The organism is Pseudomonas umsongensis (assembly GCF_012647205.1).
Taxonomy (GTDB): domain Bacteria; phylum Pseudomonadota; class Gammaproteobacteria; order Pseudomonadales; family Pseudomonadaceae; genus Aquipseudomonas; species Aquipseudomonas umsongensis.
The window spans coordinates 5,402,509-5,417,690 of record NZ_CP051487.1; the positions used below are offsets into that span (position 1 = coordinate 5,402,509).

Annotated in this window: 11 protein-coding genes and 2 pseudogenes; 5 read left to right on the forward strand and 8 right to left on the reverse strand. The window is 53.6% G+C overall.

All coding sequences use genetic code 11. From position 1 onward, the window contains the following. Positions 1-127: 127 nt before the first annotated feature. Positions 128-6,556: an NACHT domain-containing protein gene (locus HGP31_RS24340; RefSeq protein WP_168758817.1), complete on the forward strand. Its 6,429-nt coding sequence runs from the start codon at positions 128-130 to the stop codon at positions 6,554-6,556. 250 nt (positions 6,557-6,806) lie between these two features. Then, positions 6,807-7,601 carry a hypothetical protein gene (locus HGP31_RS24345; RefSeq protein ID WP_168758818.1) on the forward strand — a complete coding sequence of 265 codons (795 nt, stop codon included), beginning with the start codon at positions 6,807-6,809 and terminating at the stop codon, positions 7,599-7,601. Between the two features lie 75 nt (positions 7,602-7,676). On the opposite strand, the gene HGP31_RS24350 is transcribed toward HGP31_RS24345, so the two are convergent. Next, entirely contained in the window at positions 7,677-8,498 is an 822-nt protein-coding gene (locus HGP31_RS24350; protein WP_168758819.1) for an HNH endonuclease, read from the reverse strand. 181 nt (positions 8,499-8,679) lie between these two features. On the opposite strand from HGP31_RS24350, the pseudogene HGP31_RS24355 reads away from it, so the two are divergent. From HGP31_RS24355 to HGP31_RS24365, 3 genes and pseudogenes are all read left to right on the forward strand, one after another. Beyond that, positions 8,680-9,025 (forward strand): annotated as a pseudogene (locus tag HGP31_RS24355) (LexA family protein); the annotation flags it as partial. A gap of 29 nt (positions 9,026-9,054) precedes the next feature. After that, positions 9,055-9,303: pseudogene (locus HGP31_RS24360) on the forward strand (IS30 family transposase); the annotation flags it as partial. Positions 9,304-9,613: 310 nt separating this feature from the next. Beyond that, entirely contained in the window at positions 9,614-10,498 is an 885-nt protein-coding gene (locus HGP31_RS24365; protein ID WP_205896183.1) for a hypothetical protein, read from the forward strand. 394 nt (positions 10,499-10,892) lie between these two features. On the opposite strand, the gene merB is transcribed toward HGP31_RS24365, so the two are convergent. The 7 genes from merB to merP all read right to left on the reverse strand — a co-directional run bounded on the left by merB (position 10,893) and on the right by merP (position 15,180). Then, entirely contained in the window at positions 10,893-11,534 is a 642-nt protein-coding gene (merB, locus tag HGP31_RS24370; protein WP_168758820.1) for an organomercurial lyase MerB, read from the reverse strand. Between the two features lie 26 nt (positions 11,535-11,560). Further along, complete coding sequence (locus HGP31_RS24375) at positions 11,561-11,788, reverse strand: DUF3330 domain-containing protein (protein ID WP_168758821.1); 228 nt, start codon at positions 11,786-11,788, stop codon at positions 11,561-11,563. Between the two features lie 132 nt (positions 11,789-11,920). After that, positions 11,921-12,157, reverse strand: a complete 237-nt coding sequence (merE, locus tag HGP31_RS24380) for a broad-spectrum mercury transporter MerE (protein WP_168758822.1) — start codon at positions 12,155-12,157, stop codon at positions 11,921-11,923. Continuing rightward, positions 12,150-12,512 carry a mercuric resistance transcriptional repressor MerD gene (gene merD, locus HGP31_RS24385; RefSeq protein ID WP_168758823.1) on the reverse strand — a complete coding sequence of 121 codons (363 nt, stop codon included), beginning with the start codon at positions 12,510-12,512 and terminating at the stop codon, positions 12,150-12,152. Before merD ends, merE begins: the two co-directional genes overlap by 8 nt. 226 nt (positions 12,513-12,738) lie before the next feature. After that, the gene (merA, locus tag HGP31_RS24395) at positions 12,739-14,421 is read right to left on the reverse strand and encodes a mercury(II) reductase (protein WP_168758825.1); all 1,683 of its coding nucleotides are present in this window, start codon (positions 14,419-14,421) and stop codon (positions 12,739-12,741) included. A 33-nt stretch (positions 14,422-14,454) separates the two neighbouring features. Continuing rightward, positions 14,455-14,889 (reverse strand): organomercurial transporter MerC, encoded by a 435-nt coding sequence (gene merC / locus HGP31_RS24400; RefSeq protein ID WP_168758826.1) that lies wholly within the window; start codon positions 14,887-14,889, stop codon positions 14,455-14,457. A 12-nt stretch (positions 14,890-14,901) separates the two neighbouring features. Continuing rightward, positions 14,902-15,180: a mercury resistance system periplasmic binding protein MerP gene (merP, locus tag HGP31_RS24405; protein WP_168758827.1), complete on the reverse strand. Its 279-nt coding sequence runs from the start codon at positions 15,178-15,180 to the stop codon at positions 14,902-14,904. Positions 15,181-15,182: the final 2 nt, after the last annotated feature.

A 15,182-nucleotide genomic window follows, 5' to 3' on the forward strand; every position in this document is an offset into this window, starting at 1 on the left:
AATCGCAAGGGGCGCTGACCGATTCCTCGATTTGTCTACCCGCATCGACTGAAAGCGGACAGCTATAGCTGACTCACATATAGTTGGTGAAATCCAAAGCTGTTGGGACAAGGACGCAACGACAATAATGCCGAAAAACGCTACCGTCATCGACACCGCCCGCGCATCCCGCGCAGGACACACCTTCCACGAGCGGTGGGCTGCAAGGAGGGCGTTGCAGCTGGTCTTTCCGAATGACGATCTATTTGCTATCGCCGTAGAGGGAATTTCATCTACCGAGGTTGCGAGCCCTGGAGCAGGAGCCGAAGAGGTTGCTGACCTTGTTCTCTATTATGGTCGCGGGGACAATTTTCAGGACTGCGAGCGACTCGAGACCGTTCAATTCAAATACAAGCTTCGCAACGAGGCTGTCACAGCGGCTTATCTAAGAAAGACAATCGAAAAATTTTCCGACACGATTCTCGGCTACGAAAAAGAGTTTCCAGCAACCGACGTCGACAAAAAAGTATCGTTCATTTTCGTCACGAACTCAGATTTCACGGAAAGTCTTTGGGACGCAATACAGGCGCTCATTAAGGGAACAAAGCCTACATATCCCGGCGCATCCACTCAAGCTCGAAACCTCAAGACGTGGTGCGCCAATCGCGGACTATTGGACGCTAGCCGACTCTTCTCGAGGATAGTTTTTCGAGCCGGAGAAAAGAGCCTTGCAGGTCAAGAAAACGCACTCAAGCGAACGCTCACCGATTGGTCAGCTGGCGCAGATTCAGAGGCCCGGCTCCGGCTTCTGGGACTCCAGGATCTTGTACTAAAAAAGGCGGGGCCAAGCGGTCAGGGAAAGAATCTGATCCACCGCGAAGATGTCTTGGATGCACTTGATTGTGAGGCAGAGGACCTTCTTCCAGCTGAGCCCCGTTTTATCGACGTGGGTGCGGTAGTCGAACGAGCTGAACTTTCGGCGACCAGTAATCTAATAAAGACGTCAGAGTTGCCTGTCCTCGTCCACGCAGAGGGTGGAGTGGGCAAAACCGTATTTGTCCAAAGTCTTGCCGAAGTGATGGCAAGCGAATTTGAGATTGTCGTTTTTGACTGCTTCGGTGGTGGTTCGTACCGTTCAGACAATCATGCCCGGCACCTCCCAAAAATCGGGCTTGTGCAGATCGTCAATGAGCTTGCCTCGCGGACACTATGTGATCCGATGCTTCCAGGCGGAGATGACAGTCGCAAAATCGTCAAGGCAGCGTGCAAACGATTCGAACAAGCAGCGAAAGCGATCCAAACTCAATCGAAAAAGCTCGGTTTGCTAATCATCATCGATGCAGCGGATAACGCACAGCTCGAAGCCGACTACCGCCACGAAAAGTCATTTCCGAATCATTTACTTTCAGCCATAGACGAAGACCCTATCGGCGGCGTTAAGTTGCTGCTAACGGCGCGCACGCACCGTAAGCAAAAGGTCATTGGCCGCGCTTCGGTGAAAGAGGTCGAACTAGGGCCATTTACCAATTCGGAGGCCCGAGAATTTCTGAGGGATCGCAAGCCAGTTGCTTCCCGCGTGGAAATTGTCTCCGCCATTGCGAGATCCGGCCGGAATGCTCGAGTCCTCGACTATCTTGTTCAAACCTGGGATACAAATGTCGTCAGGGAAACTTCGACCGCCCTGATCACAGTCCCAGAAATTATCGCCCAACGTTGCGACAAAATCGTCTCGGATCTCCACATTCAGGGATGGGCAGATTCAGAGGTAACAGAATTTTTCGTCGCGCTGTCACTTCTACCTCCACCTATTCCTCTCGAAGAGCTGGCAAACTCGCTCGGATGGTCTGTGGCTCAAGTGAATACTGCTGCATCTGATTTGGCTCCAATGCTCGAGATTACCCCGCATGGTGCGATCTTCAGAGACGAACCCACGGAAACATATGTACGAGAGACATTTTCCGAGCGAGCGGAGGCTCAACGTGCAATTGCTGACCGCCTTCTGTCTTCACAGTCGACTTCGGGTTACGCCGCTGAAGCTCTGCCACACTTTCTAGTCGTTATTAAAGATAGCAACCGAGCGTTCGCGCTCGCCGATTCAACTAGTTTCCCGACAACGGTGCAGTCAGAGTTCGGCCGCCGCAGGCTAACACTCACCCGGCTTCGCGCGGCCTTCCGACTGGCGGTTGCAGAAGATGATTTTGACCGGGTGCTTGGCCTCAGCATGCGGCTGGGGCAAGCTGCAACGGCCAACATGCGAGGCGACGGGTTCATCCGCAGATCGCCCGCACTTGCAATTGTACTAGGAGACTCTGATTCCTATCGTCGCCTCTTCGCGGATCGCTCCGGATGGCGTGGTGCCCGAAGTGCACGACTGACGGTAGCGCATCGTTTTGCGGATGACGCCGAAGAAGCGCAAATACAGTGTGAGAGCACGGTTCGCTGGATCAACTGGCATATCGCGCAGCCGCATGATGAGACAAATGGCAACCTCGTCGGTCCAGGTGTCGAAGACTATGCATCGGTGCTATTCCAGCGTGTTGTCGAAGGCGAGTTCGGCACTGTTGATTGCAACCTCGCCCGCTGGAATGAGCGCTTTTCGCTGTCGGCAAGCGAGAAGCTTCTGCAATTGCTAGAGCTGTTCGACCAGGTAAACAGCACGTCGATACTCACGGATTTTGTGTTGTTTGCCGCAAGCGGCGAATGCACGTCGCGGGCGCTCAAGCTTGAGCTCCTGTCGCGCCCCCGATATCTCAATAGTAAACAGGTGAGGCAGCTAGCGAGGTCGATTGGTACCTCCGTGTCCTTTGAAGATGACGCGGACGAGGAATTCTCACTCAAGCCTGAACGAAGAAACAGCGGCGACATTGCGAACGCGGCTTTGACTTTGCTCTTTCACAATTCGCGAGCCGCAGCGGCTGCACTCATCCGCCATTCGCCGATGACCCGTCCTTCTGCGTACGAGTACAGCGATCGTTACGGTCGCTCGAGAGCTTGGACCTCGATCCTACGCGCCTGTGTTCGCGCCTGGTCCGCCGGAAGGCCGCTCGCCTATCATGACCTGCTTCCGAAGGAAGTGAGGATTACCAAGAAGGCAAAAGCTATCTCGACCCGGAAAGAGTTGCTGACATTCCTAAAGGAGCTTCGCGAACCCGCTTCCAGCGGCGCTAGCGAGAGGGGCGGTAAGAAGCAGCTTACGGCGAGATTCAGCGACCGAGAATGTGAGGACATCAGCGAAGGCATCGAGCTTGTGCGCGAGCTGATTTGGCCATTCGAGCAGGCCGCCCTCTCACGCAAGTACCTCTCAGGCACGAGCGTCACCGACTTCCTCAATTCATGGCGCAAACATTCGCGGCAAGGTATTCATCGGAGGTCTGAAAGCGCAGCTGATTCGCTTGTCCGCACCGCTGGATTTGGCTGTGTCCGCATTCTGCTGAGCCATGCGCCCGATATTTCCGTCGAGCACGCCACGACATTGATCAGTCTAATTTCCGGCGGCCAGTTTCTTATCGAGCAGAAGATCGACGTGTTGGGTCAGCTCGTTTTTAGGCTCCCCCTTCATGAGCTCGCAGGCGAATTTGCGCAGCATGTCGCGGAACAGATCCGTCAGGATGACAACATTGGACAGCGCGGCGATTCCTACGTGGAACTCGCGGCGTCTCTTGCACCCATGAGCGTAGATGAGGCCCGTGAATACTACCGGCAAGGTCTGGCCCAGTTAGATCAGTTGGGTGGAGAAAGCTACGAGCAAATCTACTCACTCCTTCATTTTGCGAGTGTTCAGCAAGGCGGTTTTCTGAAGCCTGCATTGGCCCAGCGACTGATGAACCTTTGTCAGACTATTGTGCGGAACGAGCCAACAAAGTTCGGGTGGACGTCGTTTGCGCGTGCCGCAGCCAAGTCCGTAGGGCTTCCGGCAATAGCCAAGCTCGTGCGTTGGCACGATCAGGACGTCGCGGACCTGTCTTACGGATTGCCACAGGTTGCATGCTTTCTTGCCAAGAATGGAGATCTCGATCCACGCCGTGCAGCCTTTTTCCTGACGATTCTTGAAGATCATGGTTGGTGGGACTGGCGTTTTGGAGACGGGGTCTCCGACGTATTGAGACGGTCCAGGCCCACGGATCAGAGGCCGATTTTTCTAGCTATTTTCGCAAAGCTGCGAATGGAATTTCCATTCGGTGGTTGGCCTTCACAGTGGGAGAGCCTCCTCGAAATGGGGGATCAGTACCCAAACGTAATCACTATCGAAGAGCGAAAGGAAATTGAACGGCTCAGGGCAGAAGCTAAACGCAAGCAGGATGAGATCAATCGTCGAAACAACTCATCGCCAAGCTTCCTGACCACTGAAAATCCGAATCCAAGCGAGGAGGAGATAGACAGCATTATTGCGACGTTGATCTCGGACTGCGATTCGTCCTCGTCAAGTTCGATCGACATCACTCTAAAAACTATCTCGGCGAACGACAGACTTCCCTACACTGCTCGACAGCGCTTTATCGCCGGACTACGTGCCGTCTGCCCATATGATAGACGTTTGGCTTTTTTGTTCGCGATCTGTAATACCGCCGAGTTGAGTCTCACTCAGTCGCTGGAAATACTCACTGAATGTTTTGCCGCCTGGAGCAGCTCATCTTCGCACCTTGTGTCTATGGCAAAAACGCTAGTTGAACGACTCTTCGAGTGCAAGAGTGCGGAACTGTTCGAAAGTCGGTTCCCGGCAGTCGCGCGCGACATCCTTAAACTAGCGGATTTCTCCAGAGATAAGAGCTTTGTATTGCGTCTCGTCCTCCGCAAGGTGGCCGCGGATGAAGTCGAGCTCGATGGTGATGAGTGGCTCCAATTGGCTACCGCGTTATGTGAGGTAACATCGGGCCAAGCCGGTCTCGAAGCGATGGAGCGGCTACTGTCCGGGCCGACTGCTCGCATTGCCGACGAGATTGGAGAGGGACCATTCCGTCCTGAACAAGCAATCGAGGGGAGCGAGGGGGAGTTCATCTCTGACGTCATCTGGCATCTTCTCGGCAGTGAAGATGCCTACGCCCGCTGGACGGTCGCCAGAGGCCTGAACACACTTTGCGAACTCGGACTCAACGAAGAACTTGGTCTATTGCTTGATCGCTTCGACCAAAGAGAAGTCGCAGCCTTAGTATCGACAGAGCGGAACCTTTCGTTCCAAAACTCACAGCAGTGGTTACTAATGGGCCTAGCGCGGGCCGCGTTAAAGCACGGACAGACAATGGGGCCTCTTAAACCCAAGCTATTGGCTCTTGCTCAACGAAGCGACCTGCACGTCATAGACAAAGTCCACGTCGCCAGATGTTTAAGACATATTAATAGTGAAGGAGAGCGCGACACGGATTTACAGACGTTGCTCGGGGAGATCGACCAGCCATCGTGCGGCGTTATCACCAGCGATACCTACCCGCATGCTGCGAAGCCAACATCAGGTTTTCGCTTCGATTACGAGTTTAAAAAGCACGAGATCAGCACCCTCGCTTCCCTATTCAATGTCGCGCAGGCAACGGTCGAAGATGCTATCGCGACTGAGATTACGCGCCGATGGCCGGAGGCTACCTCGATGAATTACTTCCCAGGCCATGAGCGGCACGAGTGGGACCGGGCAGATCGATATGAGAGCTACAGGGAGCACGTTCAAAGACACGCATTGCTTAACGCCGCCACCAGCCTTTCAGAAACTCTGCCGGTGGTCGTCCGGAGCTATGAAACCGGCGTCGGTTCACCTTGGAGGCAGTGGCGGGATCGCTATGACGTCACATTCGACGACGGTTCGTGGCTGTCTGACCAGAAGGATCCCGTTCCTCAACAGGCGAAGGAAGATCTGTTAGGTGAAAGTGTCGCCCGACAGGAAATGCTGCAGAATCAAGAAACTGTGCTGCAGAAATTGGGCTTCATGGGCGTTGCCACTGACTCGCCGTTTCCACTGTATGGCCGCTGGTCATCGCCTGACGGGGTGACAGTTAGCATCACTTCGGCGCTGACGGAGCGAAAGGGAGCCATAGGGCGCTGCATGGCATTCGCCAAGCGGCCGAGCCACGATTTTTGGCTGCCTCAATTTTGGAATGATGGGTATGAGGACCATTATCGTCAGGAGAACCCTTTCACTCCATTAGTGTGGTCACCTGTAACCCATGGCCTCGGGATCGACGTTAGCGACGAAATCGCCGCTGAGGGTCCGGGAGGAAGACCGCGTCTTGGAGTCGATCTCACGAATTTCTTGGAGTTGGTAAATGAACCATACAGCGGTAACTGGTATACGACAGGTGGACATCTAGCTCTAAGAAGCCAAGTTTGGGGCAGTTGGAAACCCGATCCCGATCAACCTCGTTATCACCACCATGAAGATGGTGAGATTTTATGGGCGTCGCCCGATTGGCTTGCTGCGACATTGTCCACTCTCAACCGGCAACTTGTTTTCACAGTGACACTTTGTAAGTACAGGTCATCGCGTGCCTACAACCCTTCAACCGGAGTCAAGTCCGTCCTTGTTGGGTTAAGAGCCGATGATGGGGTGTTAAGGATCTGGCACGCAAGGAATGCTTCGAAGCAAGACTATTGAAGCGGACCTCACGGCAGATAGCTCTGTTACGTTTGGCGGTCGAGCGGCCTCTATACTGTTTGAGAAAGTACAATGCTGAGGTCTTTGCACAAGCAACTCGTAACGATAATCCTGTGATTCAGTAATCGCTATTGGCCGATTGCAGTCTGTTGTGTCGGGCAGCAATCGGCCCAAAGCGGTCCGTGTTTTAATTTTCTGCTTCGGCATTTGCCATACGATCACGGCAATTTGTAATTTAGAGGATAGTTGGATGGCTTCGGAACAGTTGACTCAATTTATGAGTATTGTGAGTGGTGGTGCAATACTTTTGATCGCACAGTATTACTTAACTAGCTACTCAAGAGAGAAAGGAAAAAATCTAGCTACCAAGGAAGACATAGAAGCAATTACCGATAAAATCGAATCAGTCAAAGGTGAACATGCCAAGCAGTTTGAGAATTACAAACTTACATTATGGCAAGAGCAACAAGCGCACCTTTGGGCACGTGAAGAATCAAAATTAAAAATTGAGACATTCAAAAAATCTGTAACCGACGTAGCGAAAGTTATAAATTTAGTTAAAAGATATCAAATGCTGATTTCTGAGCGGGAGTTAGCGCTTGCTGCGGCCGGCATTACGAAAGATGAAGAAAACAGTGCCGCGCACAAAATGTATTGGGATAAGCACCAAGAGTATATGGAACAAGCACACTCAGCTTACGCAGACTTCCGAGTAATTACGGCTGAAATGAGCGGACTCTTTGCGCTGTTTTCGATTTACTTTAACTTTGAACTTACAAACTCATTAACCACAATTGTGCGTCTCGCCTACAACGAGGTGGAAATGAAAATGAGTCGCGCAAAGTTTTCCGAACTTTTAAAAAATGAATACACAAAGTCTTCCAGCCTGGAAACGGCACGTGAGGCCGTCGGTGTTTATTATGATGGAATTTGTGCGCAGTCGTCGTTACCCACCGAATCTCAGCGGTTTTTTGATCTATTGAAAATGTATGTCAATTCAGAGTCCGGCGGTGCCCCTGCACGCGAGGAAACTCGCAACAGTTAAAGGTCTGCGGCTTAGCATTTTGGCGCCATAAGGTCGACGCCAAAATGTATAGACGTATGATTTTTAGGAAAATACCTACCAAAATACTGGCATAGAATTTGACGTAACCACTGTTATTCCACTTTTTTCACCATTGCACTTTCCGCAAAGAATTTGCAAATTGGTAGGGTCATTCACCCCTTTGAGGGCGATAGGAACTATATGGTCAATAGCCAGTTTTCCATAGGTATGGAACAAAGATGTTAAATCCGTCTTACAAATTGCACATAGACCTTTTTCTCTACAAAATAACGCCCGCTCTAGCCATTTCGGCCAGTACGTGCATCGAGGCGTTCGCTCTTCCAGGCTATCAGCTATCCTGAGATTAAAAGCTTTCATTGCTTCACGATCAGCAAAAAGCAATGTAAAAACTTCTGTCACCAATAGAGAAGATAGGCCGTCCATAGCGATATCTTCTAAATACTCACTAAGGTACTGAAATTTCATCTTATCCATAAGATCATTTGTGACTGCTACCGTTTCTCCCGTCTCATCGTCGCGATATTGTTCCGCTACATATTCCTCTAATGTCATATAGTGAATGCCATGCGAATCCAGCATGGCAAACACAGGAGTTACATCTTCATACTCCCACCCACTGCTGCTAAAATAAAAACTCAAGTCTTCACGAATTACATAATCAATGTAATCGTGTAAAATAGTTCTCTGCTGAGGTTTCGCGGCTTGCACTTCCAAATTATTGGCAACATCTAATGGATCAACCGGAAAGTCATTTTCAAAAATTGCTTTTCGCACCTTGTCAGCATATGCGTACGACTCAGAAAAATTAAAAACATGACAAGCTGTTAAATACCCACTCATATACTTACCATTTTGTAGTAGATGCTTATTTTGCACGTACAATAGTTTCTTATTTGCAGTATGTCTACGCTATCAATCAGCCATTTTCCGTCTTGGTCATAGCACTCCTATAAAAAAGATGTGTCCGTCCGTTGGTCTGCCAAACACAGATAAAATTGACCGCAAGCACGGAGCGCAGTTAACTGTACATCCGTACAGTTAACTGAAGTCGTGCGTTATGAGTTTTTCCATCTATGGCCAACTGCTCCAAGGTGGCGTGCCGCTGCCGTTGTGCCTGTTCAAAATCCCGGCCGGGTTTCCGTCGCCGGCGGCGGATCACATCGAACAGCAGATCTCGCTGGATGAAGTCCTGAACATTCGGGCGCCGCATGTTTACTTGGCTTCGATCAGCGGCGACAGCATGCAAGGTGCGGGGATATTTGACGGGGATCTGGCGGTGGTCGACCGCTCGCTGGAGCCCGTCCCACGGCCATATTGTGGTGGCTCTGCTCAACAATGAGCCGGTGTGCAAACGGCTGTGCGTGCGCGGTACCGAAGTGATTTTGCTGTCTGAAAACCCCCAAATATCCGCCGCGCTGAAAGCCGTAAAGATAAAGGGTTTACGGTGGCTACCGACATCAAGGTTTACTTCTGCGATCCTCATCGTCCTTGGCAACGGGGATCGAATGAGAACACCAACGGGTTGTTAAGGCAGTACTTCCCGAAAGGAACCGACCTTGCGGATCACTCGCAAGCCACGCTCAATGAAGTCGCAAGGCAGCTAAATAGCCGCCCTCGGAAAACATTAGGCTACGAAACACCCGCTGAACGATTTAGCCAATCTGTTGCATCGACCGGTTGAATCCACAGCCGAAAGCGGTCATTGGGTAAACCCAATCACCTGGATAGGATTCTAACCCCTTCCTGCTTGCTCGGAGGCCGCTTTCGGCCTGTAAATTCAAACCCGCCCGCCAGTCGCAGCAGGACTGAAAATCCGGTCTAACGCTGACTCGTCTACGCCCGATATTGGACTTCGCGGGCCCGGATTCGCCCAAATTTTGTCCCAAAAACTCCATCGTTCGATCATCCCGAGCCGGCGCTGAATTGGCGACCAAACCTAAATTTTCAAGGCGTCGCCAGCTAGCTTTTTGACATGGCAAAAAGATATTATTATGCCATCTACCACCTTTGAGTCAGCACTCAAGGCCATTACTATAATGAACATAGCAGTTGAACCAGTTCAAACCCCATACCCTACACAACCAGAGGCAAAACAAATCGGAACATCTGATCATAAAAAACCTTATGATTACGTCGTAGGCGATAAAGATAACGACGGAAATCCAATCGTAAAAATATACGCAAAGTTTCCTGAATTTTTAGTCTACAGAACTAAAAGTGCAATAAGAATTGATATAGATGACGACCATCCCAACAGGGAACAGACAATAACCAGGCATATGAAAATATCCGTCGATCTTGGAAGACTATACTCTTGGCTACCTGAAGAACTCGACGACTCAGAACCTGTAAACAAACAAATTGCACGAGCAATGACCACCAACGCAGTAGGCAATCTTGAAGAAGCACAAAAACTTCTTAAGCACGCAGAAGAAAGAATATTAAAAACAAAAACCCTTGTAGGACGATTAGATTACACAGTGAGCGCATTTTCATTTGTGTCGATCATTACCGTCATTACCTTGATAGTAGCTTGCCTAGTCGGACCAGGTGAGGTTCGAACCCTGCTTTACGTTGTTCTATCTGGTGGCCTTGGAGGACTTTTGTCAATCTCTCTCGGCTTTTCCAGACTAGAGATAGACCTCGACGCCACGAACCAAACCAACAGGCTGATCGGTTGCTCTCGTGTAATAATTGCAATAAGTGCAGCAATATTTTCATACTTCGCTATAAAATCAGAAATAGCTTTCACATTCATAGCGAAGTCACCTGAACACTACGGACTTTACATGATTGCCATGATGTCAGGCTTCATCGAGCGATTAATCCCCAACATGATGAATAACTTGGCAAAGAACGATGAGGCCAAATCATAACAAAGCGCACCCAAAACTATCGCACCCCGATTATGTAGGGGTATATGGGGGATTTTGAAGGATAGTCCCGTGGTTGCTGGCCCTGATGCCACTCGACATCCGATTACATAAATGCATAACTGGCATTGGATGGCATAAGTTGGCGTACGGTTTCCCAAACCCCGCCCAGCCTTTTGGGTCAAGGCCCTGCCAGGGAATTCTAACAATTTGAAGCTATACCCCTGCTGACAGGCAGCAATCGGCCAGAAGCGGACGGTTACCCAGGTGAAACGAGGCGGGGGAATTTTAGCGCGCACAGCAGTACGCAGCGGACTGTGTAATTGCATCGACGTGACCACCCATTTGCACTCCATTTGACCAGGCGTTTGCATCCGACCTGACCACGAGTAGGCATTCACGATGGGGCTGGTCCGGCAGGATCTAACAATTTGCAACCGATCGCGTGCCCCAGACGAAACGCTTCGTCAACACTAACAACAATCGCCGTCTCGCCGTGTTGCGACATCCATTTGTCGGCCACAGCGGCAGAGGCGAAAAAATGCACATGGCAGCAAAAGGAGCGGCGGATGTCGGACGATTCATCCGGCAGCAGCAGCGATACCACTGCTTCCGCAGGCTCAATATGACTGACTTGATCCGGTGTCACGATGAGCGACACTGGCGCTCCTGTCGCGGGGCAGCGCGAAAGCACGCGCGCCTCCTTGCCAATTATCATGGGGAACATCAAGGAGTCCAGTGCACACCAGGTGTAGAGGCGTCGGCCATCGATTTCAAAAGCATGAGGCGTCTTGCGCAGCGTCAAGCCATAGCCGACGATGTTCCCCTCCTCGTCGTTCTCGGTGCCGGGTATCTGGTCAAGTGCCGCCGCGGTTCTTTCGGTAGACCAACTGAGCGCGGCTCCAAGCGTCTCTCGTGAAACTGGACTTCCCAAGGCAATCTGGCGAAGAAGAGCAACGAAGAGGTCCGCGAAATCATCAGTGCTATTCGCAGACGAGAGGCTTTCAACGATTTTGGTGATGTACAGCGTGTTTTCCATAGTTCCTGTCCCATTTCATTGCTGTTTTAGCCGTCGTGACGGGTACTGACCTTTGGTGTGCAAGGATGGCCAGGCTCGGATGCCGCGCTCTCATCCACGCGCGACTTGGAACGCTGAAAGCACTCCAGGCCAAAGAAGTGCACGACGTACTCGGTACCTTCTGGAATAAGCGCGGTGTCAAGGGAACCTTCCTTGCAACATTCGCAGCAATTGATGGTGGGGTGTGGTTTGCGTTCATGATGGGGTTCCTCCATCGTCCAAGAAAACCTAGTAACCCTTCCGCACCGGTGCACAGATCGACCTCCGGCTGGTAGTGCAGCAAAAATTCCCGACGCTCCCGAGCCTGCCGCAATTCGGTAGCGGAGACCGCGCAGTGTCTGAGCTGGTCACCGCCGCTCCTGAAAGGCCCGCAGTGCCGCTCTCAGGAAAAGGATGAAGACAACCGCCAGTGCGAGCGCGGCAAGGCTCCAATGTTCGCTGACAAAGGCCCCGGCCGCAGTCCCTGAAAGCAGCAATGCCAACACCGGCAAATGACAGGGGCAAGTGAGCGCGGCGAGCACACCCCATGTGTAGGCGCGCCAGCGGGGCATTTTGATTGATTCGAATTGGTTGGTATTACGCATGGGTGTGACCTTCGACGGCGCGATGGGTCAGTCCGACCAACTCCGTTTTCACTGCGGCTAAAGCTGCCAGCCGTGTCGCGATTTGCCCAAGCAAGCGGTCGATACACCCGATCACATCGGTACTATCGTCTGCATCGAGCGCTCGACAGAGCCGTGTCAATTCGTCGAGTCCGATACCGGACTCGAAGGCGGCACGCACGAAGCACAGCCGCGCCAGGGACCGCTCATCGAAAATGCCGTAACCGCTTTCCGTGCGCCGCGCGGGATGCAGCAAGCCGCGCAGCACATAATCGCGGACTATATGGACACTGACGCCCGCGTCCTCGGCCAATTTGGATATGGAGTAGGAATTCATCACCGACACTCCCGGTCTTCAACGTAAACTGGGGCGCCCAGATATTTCCTTCCAGCCAAGCGCTCAGGTAGCCAGAGGAGCAACGGTGTAGCCCCCAGAGCCAGTAGCAGTCTGGACACGACGGCAGGCAGCCCCCAGATGCTGATCACCTGCCATGTCTTGCGTAGGCTGTCGCACCTACCGAGATCGTCTGCCGTGTTGCTCATGTTTCAACCTCCCTCTCTCATTACCCGGCGCAGCAGGACAATTGTTTGACGTCCTTGTTAAAGGTCTGTGCGGCGAGCTTCAGCCCCTCGACCATCGTCAGATAGGGGAACAACTGGTCAGCCAGTTCCTGCACTGTCATCCGGGCACGGATGGCGAGCACCGCCGTCTGGATCAGTTCGCCCGCTTCCGGGGCCACCGCCTGCACGCCCAGCAGCCGGCCGGAGCCCGCTTCGGCGACCAACTTGATGAAACCCCGCGTGTCGAAGTTGGCCAGCGCGCGCGGCACGTTGTCCAGGGTCAAGGTGCGGCTGTCGGTTTTGAGGCCGGCGTGCTGCGCCTCGGCTTCGCTGTAGCCGACGGTGGCCACTTGCGGATCGGTGAACACCACGGCCGGCATGACGTCGAGATTGAGCTTGGCCTCGCCGCCGGTCATGTTGATTGCCGCGCGGGTACCAGCCGCTGCCGCCACATAGACGAACTGCGGCTGGTCGGTGCAGTCGCCGGCCGCATAGATATCCGCTGCGCTGGTGCGCATGCCCTGGTCGATCTGGATGCCACCGCGCTCGTCCAGCTGCACGCCGGCCGCGTCCAGGTTCAGGCCCTGGGTATTGGGCGTGCGGCCGGTGGCGACGAGCAGTTGGTCGGCACGTAACTCACCATGGTTGGTGGCCAGTACGAACTCGCCGTTGGCGTGGGACACCTGGCTGGCTTGCGTTTGCTCCAGCACTTCGATGCCCTCCATACGGAAGGCCTCCGTCACCGCCGCGCCGATGGCCGGGTCTTCGTGGAAGAACATCGCACTGCGTGCCAGGATCGTGACCTCGCTACCCAGCCGGGCGAAGGCCTGCGCCAGTTCCACCGCCACTACGGAGGCGCCGATCACGGCGAGCCGCTTAGGGATTGTGTCGCTCGCCAGTGCCTGGTCCGAGGTCCAGTACGGCGTGTCTTTCAGCCCTGGAATCGGCGGAACGGCCGCGCTTGCGCCGGTGGCAACCAGGCAGCGGTCGAAGGCCACGATGCGCTCGCCACCCTCGGCCAGTTCCACGCTGAGCGTGTGGCCGTCCTGGAAACGGGCGGTGCCGCGCAGCACGCTGATGTCCGGCGTGCTCTCCAGGATGCTTTCGTACTTGGCGTGGCGCAGTTCGGCGACACGGTCTTGTTGCTGCACGAGCAGACGTTCGCGCAGGACGGTCGGCGTCATGGCAGAAAGCCCGGCGTCGAACGGGCTTTCGCGGCGCAGATGGGCCACATGCGCGGCGCGAATCATGATCTTGGAGGGCACGCAGCCCACGTTGACGCAGGTGCCGCCGATGATGCCGCGCTCGATCAGCGTGACGCGCGCACCGCCTTCCACCGCCTTGAGCGCGGCCGCCATGGCGGCGCCACCGCTGCCGATGACCGCAACGTGCAGTCTGTCACCCTCTTTCCCGGCGTCAGTGCCACCGCTCAGCCAGCTCCGAGCCTTGTCGAGCAGGCCGTGACGGACTGGTGTTGTGGCGTCTTCGAACGTCGCTCGATACCCCAGGGCCTCGACGGCGGCCTGCATTTGCTCTCGGCTTACGCCCTTGTCGGCCTTCAATTCAGCCTGCCCGCTGGCGTAGGCAACATCCGCCTGATGCACGCCCGGAATCTTCTCCAAGGCATCTTTCACATGCTCGACGCAGGAGGCACAGGTCATGCCAATGATTTTTAGTTTGGTCATAGCGATATTCCTCAGATGGATCTCTTGTCGGGATTATTTTTTCTGCGGAGTCGGACAGGAATCCGGCCCGCAATGGCGGTTGGCGGGCGACACAAAATCCCATATCGACAAACCAAACATGAGGGCCAGGCCGATATAAAGCAGCCAGCCGCTCCGCCAGCCGTAAGCCCGCATAAAAAATACCGCTGCCAGCACCAGGGTAGGACCGATCAGGCCGAGCGCAGTCCGTTTCCACTGCCGATGATTGAGCCAGCCAAGGGCGTTAACGAGCAGAGCCAGTCCAGCAAACAGGGGCAGCAGCGTGGTGATGAACAGACCTTCCCACTGGCTCAAAAAGCCCAGACCGATTGCGGCCCCCAGACTAGCAAGGGCGGGAAAGCACATGGCGCAGCCTATTGCAGAAATCAGCACGCCGACGGACCCGGCTTTGTCACCGATCCGAGTGAACAGATTGAGTGGATTTGCCATCAGAATGGCCTCCTATTGATAGATGTTGGACGGATAGCCAGCGTCCTTGGTCGCCTTTTTCAGCGCCAGGGCATTGGTCTTGGTATCGTCGAAGGTGACGATGGCCTCGCGGTTCTCCAAACTCACCTCAGCCTTGGTCACGCCATCGACCGCGGTCAACGCCTTCTTCACCGTGATCGGGCAGGCGGCGCAGGCCATGCCCGGTACCGCCAGAGTGATGGTCTGCATGGCCGCCCAGACAGGTGTGGCGACGAGAGTGGCGAGGGCTAAGGATGCAAGCAGTTTTCTCATGG